This is a genomic window from Paractinoplanes bogorensis (assembly GCF_018829635.1).
Classification (GTDB): domain Bacteria; phylum Actinomycetota; class Actinomycetes; order Mycobacteriales; family Micromonosporaceae; genus Actinoplanes; species Actinoplanes bogorensis.
Window position 1 is genome coordinate 97582 of sequence record NZ_JAHKKG010000008.1, and the last position, 10659, is coordinate 108240.

A 10659-nucleotide genomic window follows, 5' to 3' on the forward strand; every position below is an offset into this window, starting at 1 on the left:
GGCGCCGCGCGCCGGGAACCGAAACCGATCGAGTTGCCCGCCGCCGTTGTGCGAGATTGAGCGAGTGGACACGAACTGGCAATGTGTGCCGGTCGCGGCGGACGACGCGGAGAGCCTGATCCCGCTCCTGCACGACGCCGAGGAGGACGACGACCGGATCCGGGCCGCGCTGCGCGATCCGGCCGTGCGGGGTTATCTCGCGCAGGCCGGCGACGAGCCGGTCGGCGCGGCCGTGATGCGCTGGTCGGACGACGAGCCCTCGGAACTGCTCTATCTCGCCGTCGCCGCCACGGCCCGCCGCCAGGGCCACGGCGGCCGGATCGTCGCCGCACTGCTGGCCGAACTGCCCCGGCACGGCCGCACCATGCTGGTCGGCACGGCCAACTGCGCGCTCGACAACATCGCGTTCTATCAGCGGTGCGGCTTCCGCATGCACGCCGTGAAGCGCGACTTCTTCTCGTACATCGACCCGCCGCTGACCGAGAACGGCATCGTCATGCGGGACATGATTGTGTTCTCCTACGAGCGATGACTCTCTTCTGTGACGTCGAACTGGCGGCCCGCCTCGAGCGCCTCGAAGCGGACCTGATCGCCCGTGGCAGCGACGCCGCCCGCCGGCGGGGCGCCGATCCGCGCGGGTTCGCGCAACCGCTGGCGGGCGGGGTGGCGAGCTTCGCCGACGTGGACTCGCCGTTGAACAAGGTGGCCGGTCTCGGCTTCGGCGGCGTCCCGGCCGCGGCCGATCTCGACACGGTCGAGCGCGCGTTCGCGGCCTGCGGCAGCCCGGTGCAGGCCGAGGTTTCCACCCTGGCCGACCCGGCGATCGGTGACCTGCTGACCGGCCGTGGTTATCGGCTGGTCTCGTTCGAGAACGTGCTCGGCGCCCGTCCCGGCCCGGTGACCGCGTCGCCGCCCGGGATCGAGGTCCGCCGGGCCGCTCCGGACGAGTTCGACCTGTGGCTGGAACTGGTCGCCGACGCGTTCGCCGTGGCCGACACCCAGGGCGTCGCCTCGCACGAGGAGTTTCCCCGTGAGACCGTGCTCAACGCCATGCGCGACATGGCCGCGGCGGGTCTGCGCCACTACCTCGCGCTGCGCGACGGGGTTCCGGCCGGTGGCGCCAGCATGCACGTGGTGGACGGGGTGGCCCAGCTGACCGGCGCCGCCACCCTCCCCGAGCACCGCCGCCACGGCGTCCAGACGGCACTGCTGTCGGCCCGGCTGGCCGACGCGGCCGACGAGGGCTGCGACGTTGCCGTGGTCACCACCCAGCCCGGTTCCAAGTCCCAGCAGAACGTGCAGCGGCAGGGCTTCGACCTGCTCTATGCCCGGGCCGTTCTGGTCCGGCGGTAGAGAAATGCGCACGATCACGAGTGACCGGCTGGTGCTGCGGCCCTGGCGTGATGAGGACGCCGGCTTTCTCCTCGACCTCGAGTCGCGCTGGGAGGTCGTACGCTTCCTCGGCCCGCACCCCGCCACGATGAGCACCCGGGAGGACGCGCTGGCCTCGATCGCTCGCCGCCGGGCCCTCGACCACCCGGTGCACGGCATCTGGGCGATCACCACGGCGGACGGTCACCCGGTCGGCAACCTCCTGCTCAAACCGATCCCGTTGTCGGCCGGCAACCCGGCCGGTGAGTCGCCCGACGACCCGGCCGACGTCGAGATCGGCTGGCACCTGCACCCGGACGCCTGGGGGCACGGCTACGCCACCGAGGCGGCCGACGCTGTCCTCCGGGATGCGTTCGACCGCGGGCTGACCCGGGTTCTGGCCGTGACGCACCCGGACAATCACGCCTCCCAGGCCGTCTGCCGGCGCCTCGGCATGACCGCGCGGGGCCGTACGGCGAAGTACTACGACACCGTCTTCGAACTCTTCGAGGCTGTGCGGCCGGATGCCGCCGTTGTTGTCCGCCGCTACGCGCCGGCTGACCGCGAGGCCGCTCTCCTCCTCGCTCCACGCCTGCGGATCGGGGTGGCCCCTTGGCGCGACGGTGAGGCGGTCGGCCGGGCCGTGGCCGGGTGGATCGAGTCGTCGCTCGACAAAGCCGCGGCCGACGGGCAGGACGTTTTCGTCGCGGTCGCCGGGGATGCCGTCGTCGGGCTGGTGACCGTGACCGAACGCCGCCACTTCGCCGGCGAGATCGACGCCTACGTCGGCGAGCTCGTCGTGCGGGCCGACCACGAGCACCGCGGCGTCGGGACGCTCCTGATGGCGGAGGCCGAGGAGTGGGCCCGGCAGCGCGGTCTCCGGCATCTCACGCTGGACACCGGTGCTGCCAACCACGGCGCGCGCGCCTTCTACGCCCGGCGCGGCTACCAGGAGGAGGACGTCCGCCTGACGAAGCGGATCGAATGCTAGACGGGGAACGTGGTGCCGATGCCCATGCCGGTGATCCATTCGGGGACGGGCTCGTAGCTGTCCCAGACCAGCGGCAGGCCGACGGCGGCGTGGCCGACCAGCCACGTACGGACCTCGTGGCCCCCGCTGCCGGCCTCGTGCTCGAGCTTGTCGTGGCCCAGGTCGACGATCGGCGACAGGTCCCGCGAGTAGAGCTGCCGCAGGAACCACCGGTCCCAGTCCGCGTTCACCGGTGCGTCCGGATTGCCGGCCATCGCCCGTACGCGTGGCTCGCGAACAGCCGCAAACGCGCGCGCATCTTTCCGTCCGTGGATGAGCGAATCACGCTTCTCGCCGACCACCGACGGATCGCGGGGATCGTTCGACGGTAGCCAGTGCGACAACCCGCCGCTCGCCACGACCAGGACCCGGCTGTCCGATGAGGACGCGCGGATCGCGTTGCCCAGCGCGGTCCCCAGCGCCACACAACGCCCCAGCGACGGCAGCGGGGGAGCGGCCGTGTTGAGCACGAGCGGCACCACCGGCACCGACAATCCGGTGGTCATCTCGTAGCTCTGGACGACGCCGTGGTCGACGGTCAGCGCGTACGACAGCGACACGTCGAACCCGGCGTCGTCCAGGCCGTCCCGGATCGCCCAGGCCAGCCCGGTGGCGACCGGCAACTCCCCCTCGGTGCTGCCGAAATCGCCGAACCCGGTGGCCGCCTCGACACCCAGGACGAACGGCGGCATCTGGTCGTAGAAGTTCGCGTGGAAGTGGTCCGGTCCGATCACCACGACCGCGTCCGGCCGCAGACGGCTCACGGCGGTCGCCACTCGCGCGGCGTCGGCCAGGAACTTGCCGCCCGGCCCGCCGGTGAACGGCAGCAGCGTGGCGAACGGCGAGTGCGACATGCCGACGAAACCGATGATCTCAGCCATGGAGGAACTCCCGGTGCACGCGCAGGTATTCGTCGACCTTCTCCCACTGCGGCCAGTGCCCAGCGTCCGCGATGACGTGCAGACGCGCATCCGGCAGCCAGGACAGCAACATGTCGGCCTCGTCCAGCCCGCCGGTCGGATCGTGCTCGGTCCACAGCAACAGCGTCGGCGCGGTCACCTTGCCGACCCAGCCCGGTTCCCACGCGTACGCCTTACGCACCACCGGATCCTGCAGTACGAGCGTGTTGGTCATCGCCTGCACGAACCCGGGCCGGCTGTACACCGCCCGCCGCAGGTTGACGAGCTCGTCGGTGACCATTTCCTTGTGGTGGAACAGAAACTCGACCCTCCGCCGTACGGTCTCGTCGCTCGGATCGCGCACCGCGGCCATCGTGCTGTCCCGCATCCGCGCCATCACTTCGGGCTTGTTCGCGATGTTGCCCGGCGTGTTGAGCACCACCCGGTCGACCCGGTCCGGATGGAACGCGGCCGTCCACGCCACCACCCAGCCGCCGAGCGATTCGCCGCTCAGATGTGCGCGTTCGATGCCCAGAACGTCCATCAGCCCGATCAGATGGTCGGACAGGACATCGATCGTGTACGGACGGTCGGGCGTCTCGGACCAACCATGCCCGATCATGTCGTACGCGGTGACGCGGAAGTCCTCGGCGAGTCCGGCCAGATCCCGCGCGTACGCCTCGAGATGCCCGCCGGTCCCGTGCAGCAGGATCAGGTCAGGTCCGTTTCCCGCTTGCAGCACCCTTGTCCGTACGCCGTGCACGTCGACGAACCGCAACGTGTGCTCCAGCGCCGACAACTCACCCCAGACGCTGATGTGAGTACTCACTTACCTGCCTCCCCTGTCTGTCCATGCCGCCCCGATGTGAGTACTCACTTGCAAGCCGCTCCGCCCCGATGTGAGGACTCACTTACTGAAAGCGCTCCCGCGCCTCGGACACCGTGGACAGCCCGGCGCTCTCGCGGCGCGCGATCCCGAACAGGGCCAGCAGCCGCGAGTTCTCGATGGTCAGGAACTCGACTGGTTCGTCGGCCGAGTCGTTGTAGTGCCGGTGCCACGTCCACGGCGGCGTGTACACGAACGCGCCCGTCTCCCACGACTCGCTCTCGTCGTCGAGCTCGGTGTGCCCGCGCCCGCTGATCACGTAGTGCACGGTCTCGTGGTAGTGCCGCTGCATGTCCGAGCTCAACCCGGCCGGGATGGTCTGCCGGAAGATCTCGAACGTGTTCGTCGGCAGCTTGCCGGCGATCCGCAGCGTGGTCGGGTTGTGCACCTTCGCCGCGGGCAGCGTCTCCAGCTCGCTGTCGTGCACCACGAACGGCCGGGCCTCGCCGGGCCGCACCACGTCCGAGATGCCGCCCAGGAACGCTGCCATGTCAAACGCCATCAGGGTGTCTCCGTTCTGCCGCCGTCGACCGTGAGCACGGTCCCGTTGACGTAGCTTGCGGCCGCCGAGGCCAGGAACGCGACGGCCGCGCCGATCTCCTCGGGCCGACCGGCGCGACCGGCCGGGACGTTGGCGGCGTCCGCGGCGTCGGAGATGGACATGGCGGCGAGCACCTCGCGGCGCCGTGCGGTGTCGGTCGGGCCGGGCGCCACGCAGTTGACCGTCACGCCGCGGTCCGCGTACTCGCGGGACAGCAACTTGGCCGCGCTGGTGACCGCGGCGCGCAACACCACGCTGGTGGCCAGATCAGGTTGCGGCTGCCGTACGGCCGTGGACGTCACGAACACGACCCGGCCGAAGCCACGCCCGGCCATGGCGGGCAGCGCCAGCCGGGCCAACCGCATCGGCCCGCGCAGCAGCAGATCGAACGCCCGCTGCCAGCCGTCGTCGTCGACGCTCAGGATGCGCCCGGGTGGCGGCCCACCGGCGTTCAGGATGAGCACGTCGGCCGCCGCGGTCACCCGCGGGACGTCGGTCGCCAGGTCGGCCACCACGGTTGTGACGCCGGCACCGGTCCGCTCGGCCAGCACCGCCGCGGCCTTGTCGAGCGGTTCGCGGCGGCGGCCGGCCAGCACGACGTCGTGGCCGGCGCGGGCCAGGCACTCGGCGGCGGCGAACCCGATGCCGGATCCGCCGCCGCCGACGAGAGCTGTTCTCCGGAACTGGGGCACGGGGTTAGCCTGACCGCCATGATGCGCAAGGCCCTACCGTGAGTCCCGCTGAGCGGGACGCGGGATCACTGGGCGGCCTCGACCGGGCCGCCGCGATCCTGGGTGCGTTCGACGAGCAGCACCGCGAGCTCAGCCTGGCCGCGCTGGTGGCCCGGTGCGGGCTGCCGCGCTCGACCACGCACCGGACCGCCGACAAGATGCTCAGGCTGGGCTGGCTGGACAAACCGGCCGACCGCTACCGGGTCGGCAACCGCATCTTCGAGCTGTCCGGCCTGGCCCCGGTGCGGCACCAGCTGCGCGAGTCGGCGCTGCCCTACCTGCAGGATCTGCACCACGCGACCCGGCTCACGGTGCAGCTCGGCGTGCTCAGCGGCACCCAGGTGCTGCTCGTCGAAAAGATCACCGGCCATCGCCCGATGCCGATGCTCTCGCAGGTCGGTGCGCTGCTGCCGGCCTACTGCTCGGCGCTGGGCATGGCGATCCTGGCCTACAGCGACGAGGACGCCGTACGGGCGGTGGTCGACGCCGGCATGCCCCGCCGGACGCCGCGCACCATGACCACGGCGACCGCGCTGCGCCGCGAGCTGGCCGCGATTCCCGACCGTGGCCTGGCCGTGGAGCGCGAGGAGGGCAACATCGGGATCAGCTGCGTGGCCGCCCCGATCTTCGACCCGCTCGGCGCCGTGGTGGCCGCAGTCTCGGTCACCGGGCCGGCCGCTCTCGTGCGGGCCGACCGGGCCGGACCGGCCGTCCGGCTGGCCGCGGCGGCCACCTCGCGCGCTTTTCGTCCCGCTGAGCGGGACCACCGCTAGGGCGAGCGCGCCGCCGGACGCAGGCTGTGAGCCAGCTAACAACCGGTGGACCTGGAGGAGGACCCGTGAGCCTCGGTGGCGGATACATGCTCAGCTCGCGCAAGGGCACGCAGATCCCGGCGATCGGCCTGAACATCACGATGAAGGCGAACGGGTCGGCCACCCGCGACGCCTACTCGCTGTTCGAATACGCGATCCCGCCGGAGACCAACGGCCCGCCCGCGCACATCCACACCCGCGAGGACGAGTCGTTCATCTGCCTGGCCGGACGGCTCGACGTGTCGCTGGGTGGCGAGGAGTTCGTCCTCGAGTTCGGCGACTACCTCTATCTGCCCCGCAACGTCGTGCACACGTTCCGGAACCCGTACGGGGAAGAAGCTCGTGTCATCTCGGTTGTGTCGCCGGCCGGGCTCGAGGCCTATTACCAGGCGCTGGGCGAATTGCCGCCCGGCCCCAAGGACATGGCCACCCTGAAGCCGATCATGGAGGAGTTCGGGATCGAGCTGCAGCTCCCGCCGGGCGGGGGGCACTGACCATGCGGGTCGGGATCATCGGCGCCGGCGTGGCCGGACTGACCACGGCCAAGACGCTGATGCAGGCCGGGCACGAGGTCGTCGTCTGGGACTCGGCGCCCGACGTCGGCGGGGTGTGGAGCCGCACGCGCCGCTACCCCGGGCTGACCACCCAGAGCGCCAAGGCCACGTACGGCTTCTCCGACTACCCGATGCCGCGCGAGTTCCCCGAGTGGCCCAGCGGTGAGCAGGTCCAGTCGTGGCTCGCGTCCTACGCCCACGACTTCAAGATCGAGAGCCAGTTGCGTTTGGGCGTACGGGTTCTGACCGTTGCGCGCACCAACGCGCAGTGGACGGTCAGCCTCTCCGACGGTTCGACCGAGACCGTCGACCGGGTCGTGGTGGCCAACGGCGTGTTCTGCGAGCCGAACATGCCCGTTTTCGACGGTGCGGACGAGTTCGTGGCCGGCGGTGGCAAAATCCTGGCCGGGACCGAGATGCACGACGCCGGGATTGCGCGCGGCAAGCATGTTCTGGTTGTCGGTTACGGCAAGTCCGCGTGCGATGTGACCGTGCCGCTCAGTGAAGTGGCCGCTTCGACGGACGTCATCGCGCGCCAACTGCTGTGGAAGGTGCCGCGGAAGATCGCCGGGGTGCTCAACTTCAAGATGCTGCTGCTGACCCGGATGGGCGAGGCGCTGTTCAAGTACCACCGACTGCGCGGAGTTGAGCGTTTCCTGCACGGTCCGGGCAACCCGATGCGCCGCAACATGCTCAACTCGATCGGTTCGGTGTCCGTCCGGCAGTTCAAGCTCAAGCAGCTCGGCCTGGTGCCCCGCGGCAGCATGGAGGGCATCGTCAAGGGCGCGATCGGCCTGGCCACCGAGGGCTTCTTCGAAGGCGTCGAGGCGGGCGCGATCCGCGTGCACCGCGACACCACGATCACGCACCTGCGCGCAGGAGAGGCCGAGCTCGCCGACGGCACTGTCCTGCCCGCCGACCTGATCGTCTGCGCCACCGGCTTCCGGCAGGGCGTCCCGTTTTTGAGCGAAGACGTGCAGCGGCAGCTGTTCGACGAGCGCGGCAACTTCCAGCTGTACCGCCAGATCCTGCCGCCCGGCGTCGACGGGCTCTACTTCAACGGCTACAACAGCTCGTTCTTCAGCCCGCTGAACGCCGAGATGGCTGCCGTCTGGATCGCGGCCCACATGGCCGGCCTGGCGCCGGTGCCTGCCCCCGACGAGATGCGGGCCCAGGTCAAGGCCCAGCTGGCCTTCATGGACGAGGCCACCGACCGCCACCACAACCGCGGCACGAAGATCATCCCGTTCTCGCTCAAGAACGCCGACGAGGTGCTCGACGACCTCGGCCTGAACATCGGCCGGCGAACCCGGGCATCGCACTGGATCAACCCGGTCGACCCGTCCGCCTACCGCGGCGTGACGCCGGCCCTGGTCGCCCGCCTGCGCGCGCGGGACCGAGTGCTCGAGGACGCCTGAGAGCTGCCGGCCCGCCACGTGGCGGCGGGCCGGCACCGACGGTCAGGTTCCGGTCAAGATGTTGTTTGCGCGGGCGCGGACGGCGGCGAGCACCCCGGGCGGAGCCAGATCCGGCGAACCGGCTCGGTAGGGCGGCTGCGGCTCGTACTCGTGTGCGAGCTGAATCGCCTGGGCCACCGTGTCCCCGGCGATCCGGCCGGCCGGCGTGAATGCCATGTCCAGCCCGGCGGACAGCGGAGGTAGCGTCGGGTCATGTCGCTGGAGGCCCTGGGGGCGTTGCGGGAGCCGGTGCGCCGCGCGGTCTACGAGTTCGTCGTCGTGCGGGCGGAACCGGTCGGCCGCAACGAGGTCGCCGAGGCGGTCGGGATCGGGCGCACGCTGGCCGCGTTCCACCTGGACAAGCTGGCTGAGGCCGGGCTGCTCGACACGGCGTACGGGAAAAGGGTTGGTGGGCCTGGTGCGGGCCGGCCGGCCAAGCTCTACCGCCGCTCGGACGCGGAGCTCACGGTGTCGCTGCCGCCGCGGGACTATCGGCTGCTGGCCACGGTGCTGGCCGACGCGGTCGAGCGGGCCGGCGTGGAACCGGCGCTCTACGAGGCGGCTCAGGAGCAGGGCGCGAAGCTGGCCGGGGGCGACCTGATGCCGCGTCTCGAGGAGTTGGGCTACGAGCCGTACGAGGACGCGGACCGCACCGTCCGCCTGCGTAACTGCCCGTTCCACGCGCTCGCCGAGTCGCACCCGGGGCTGGTCTGCGGCATGAACCTGGCGCTGCTGCGTGGCCTGACCGGCGCGGAGGCCGGACTGGACCCCGGCCCGACCGGCTGTTGCGTGGTGTTCCCGGCCGGGAAGTCTAAAAACAATTCCCATTGACATAGAGTTTAGGCTGACCGCATGGCCGACCATCACCTCGCGCAGCTGAACATCGCCCGCCTGCGGGCCCCGCTCGACAGCCCCGAGCTGGCCGACTTCGTGGCTTTCCTGCCCGAGATCAACGAGCTGGCCGAGAGCTCGCCCGGCTACGTGTGGCGCCTGCAGGACGAGTCGGGCGACGCCACCGCGCTGCGCCCCTTCGGCGACGACGTCATCGTCAACCTGACGGTGTGGGAGACGATCGACGACCTGCGCGCCTTCACCTACCGAACCCCGCACCTGGGCCCGCTGCGCCGCCGCCGTGACTGGTTCGTGCCGTTGGGCGGCCCGCACCTGGTGCTGTGGTGGATCCCGGCCGGCACCCGGCCCAGCGTCACCGAGGCCGCCACCCGCCTCGACCAGCTGCGCGACCAGGGCCCGTCACCCAAGGCGTTCACGCTGCGTGAGCCGTATGCCGGCCCGGACGAACGGGCGCTAGGCGGCGGACAGGTTGCACTCGCTTAGCAGGCGGGCGACCGCATAGAGCTCGGCGAGCCCGCTGTCGTGGACGGCGCGGGCGGTGGCCTCCTGCAACGGCGTGAGCGCGGCGTCGTCCGGCCGCGGGCCGTCGGGGAAAGCCAGGCTCAGCAGCAGCTCCACCGCGTAGAGGAAGCGGCTCGGATCCTCGCCGCCGGCGGCCAGGCCGGCCAGCAGCAGGGGGGCCAGCACCGGCTCGGAACGGACGGTCAGGTCGCCCAGCGCCAGCGACGCGCCGTGGGCCGGATTCTCTTGGTGGAAGGGCCACCCGGAGAGCTCCGTCGGGCCGTGGAACAGGCAGTCGGTCAGCTCCGCCAGCATCTCCGAGCCGGGCTCGGGGGTGAGCCGTGCCAGGCCCATCAGCACCGTCCAGCGGCGGATCCGGGCGGACCGGTCGACGCCGGCCACCGCGGCCACCAGGGCGGCGTCGGCCGGATCGCCGATCATTCCGGCGGTGAGGGCGAGGACCGAGGCGACCACCCGGTCCGGTTCGACGGCGAGACGGGCGGTGAGGGCCGGGACGACCCGCGGCGCCTCCTCGGGGAAGAAGCTGAGCAGGTGCGCGGACAGGCCGCGGGCGTCCCGGTCGTCGTTGCCGAGCAGACTGACGAAAGTCGGCACCCCGGCCCGTACGGCCTCGTGTGCCTGCCGCAGCACCGGTTCGATTTCGTGTCGCCGTCCGAGGTAGAGGTCGCTGCGCCGCTCAGCCAGCTCGTGCAGCCGGGGCCCGAGCGGGTGCGGACGGGCGGGGGAGAGGTCGGGCAGGATGTCGGCCAGCAATTCGTGCCCGAGCGTGCGGTCGGGCGCGTGGTCGTCGGCCAGCAGCTCGATCAGGAACGGCACCGCGGCGACGGTGGCCGGATAGATGGTGTCCTGATGCAGCGCCCGCGCCCGGAACTGCTCCGCGGCTTCGGCCCGGCTGGAAGAGTCGGTCGATCGCAGCGCGCGCAGCAGATCCGGCAGATCCGTGGCCGGCCCGTACGCGTGGCTGAGCGCCGACCAGTCGAGAGGCATGCGCGGCACCCTACCGG

14 protein-coding genes and 1 pseudogene are annotated in these 10659 nt (G+C 71.2%); 9 read left to right on the top strand and 6 right to left on the bottom strand.

The window, feature by feature from the left end; translation table 11 throughout:
• Window positions 1–64 precede the first annotated feature (64 nt).
• The 4 genes and pseudogenes from KOI35_RS26010 (at window position 65) to KOI35_RS48470 (ending at window position 2362) form a co-directional block, all read left to right on the top strand.
• Window positions 65–532, top strand: coding sequence for a GNAT family N-acetyltransferase (locus KOI35_RS26010; protein WP_215791134.1), 468 nt, complete (start codon window positions 65–67; stop codon window positions 530–532).
• Window positions 529–1353 carry a GNAT family N-acetyltransferase gene (locus KOI35_RS26015; protein WP_215791141.1) on the top strand — a complete coding sequence of 275 codons (825 nt, stop codon included), beginning with the start codon at window positions 529–531 and terminating at the stop codon, window positions 1351–1353. Before KOI35_RS26010 ends, KOI35_RS26015 begins: the two co-directional genes overlap by 4 nt.
• 4 nt (window positions 1354–1357) lie before the next feature.
• Window positions 1358–1891, top strand: a pseudogene (locus KOI35_RS47650) (GNAT family N-acetyltransferase); the annotation flags it as partial.
• A gap of 123 nt (window positions 1892–2014) precedes the next feature.
• Window positions 2015–2362, top strand: a complete 348-nt coding sequence (locus KOI35_RS48470) for a GNAT family N-acetyltransferase (protein WP_308121175.1) — start codon at window positions 2015–2017, stop codon at window positions 2360–2362.
• Here KOI35_RS48470 and KOI35_RS26025 read toward each other — a convergent pair.
• The 4 genes from KOI35_RS26025 to KOI35_RS26040 form a co-directional block, all read right to left on the bottom strand.
• Window positions 2359–3282, bottom strand: a complete 924-nt coding sequence (locus KOI35_RS26025; protein ID WP_215791145.1) for a DODA-type extradiol aromatic ring-opening family dioxygenase — start codon at window positions 3280–3282, stop codon at window positions 2359–2361. The genes KOI35_RS48470 and KOI35_RS26025 overlap by 4 nt on opposite strands.
• On the bottom strand, window positions 3275–4129 hold the full coding sequence (locus tag KOI35_RS26030; protein WP_215791147.1) for an alpha/beta fold hydrolase: 855 nt from the start codon (window positions 4127–4129) through the stop codon (window positions 3275–3277). The genes KOI35_RS26025 and KOI35_RS26030 overlap by 8 nt, the downstream gene beginning before the upstream one ends.
• 82 nt (window positions 4130–4211) lie before the next feature.
• Window positions 4212–4688, bottom strand: a complete 477-nt coding sequence (locus KOI35_RS26035) for a cupin domain-containing protein (RefSeq protein ID WP_215791148.1) — start codon at window positions 4686–4688, stop codon at window positions 4212–4214.
• Window positions 4688–5419: an SDR family oxidoreductase gene (locus KOI35_RS26040; protein WP_215791150.1), complete on the bottom strand. Its 732-nt coding sequence runs from the start codon at window positions 5417–5419 to the stop codon at window positions 4688–4690. The genes KOI35_RS26035 and KOI35_RS26040 overlap by 1 nt, the downstream gene beginning before the upstream one ends.
• Before the next feature lie 38 nt (window positions 5420–5457).
• On the opposite strand from KOI35_RS26040, the gene KOI35_RS26045 reads away from it, so the two are divergent.
• From KOI35_RS26045 to KOI35_RS26055, 3 genes are all read left to right on the top strand, one after another.
• A complete protein-coding gene (locus KOI35_RS26045; protein WP_215791152.1) occupies window positions 5458–6231 on the top strand; it encodes an IclR family transcriptional regulator in 774 nt (257 codons plus the stop codon).
• 65 nt (window positions 6232–6296) lie between these two features.
• On the top strand, window positions 6297–6764 hold the full coding sequence (locus tag KOI35_RS26050; protein ID WP_215791154.1) for a cupin domain-containing protein: 468 nt from the start codon (window positions 6297–6299) through the stop codon (window positions 6762–6764).
• 2 nt (window positions 6765–6766) lie between these two features.
• Window positions 6767–8242, top strand: coding sequence for a flavin-containing monooxygenase (locus KOI35_RS26055; RefSeq protein WP_215791156.1), 1476 nt, complete (start codon window positions 6767–6769; stop codon window positions 8240–8242).
• 42 nt (window positions 8243–8284) lie between these two features.
• On the opposite strand, the gene KOI35_RS26060 is transcribed toward KOI35_RS26055, so the two are convergent.
• The gene (locus KOI35_RS26060; protein WP_215791158.1) at window positions 8285–8458 is read right to left on the bottom strand and encodes a hypothetical protein; all 174 of its coding nucleotides are present in this window, start codon (window positions 8456–8458) and stop codon (window positions 8285–8287) included.
• 36 nt (window positions 8459–8494) lie between these two features.
• Between KOI35_RS26060 and KOI35_RS26065 the strand changes: the two genes are divergently transcribed.
• Together KOI35_RS26065 and KOI35_RS26070 are read left to right on the top strand one after the other, a co-directional pair.
• Window positions 8495–9112 carry a helix-turn-helix transcriptional regulator gene (locus tag KOI35_RS26065; RefSeq protein WP_215791160.1) on the top strand — a complete coding sequence of 206 codons (618 nt, stop codon included), beginning with the start codon at window positions 8495–8497 and terminating at the stop codon, window positions 9110–9112.
• Window positions 9113–9133: 21 nt separating this feature from the next.
• Window positions 9134–9616, top strand: coding sequence for a DUF3291 domain-containing protein (locus KOI35_RS26070; RefSeq protein WP_215791162.1), 483 nt, complete (start codon window positions 9134–9136; stop codon window positions 9614–9616).
• On the opposite strand, the gene KOI35_RS26075 is transcribed toward KOI35_RS26070, so the two are convergent.
• Complete coding sequence (locus KOI35_RS26075; protein WP_215791164.1) at window positions 9587–10642, bottom strand: hypothetical protein; 1056 nt, start codon at window positions 10640–10642, stop codon at window positions 9587–9589. The genes KOI35_RS26070 and KOI35_RS26075 overlap by 30 nt on opposite strands.
• Window positions 10643–10659: the final 17 nt, after the last annotated feature.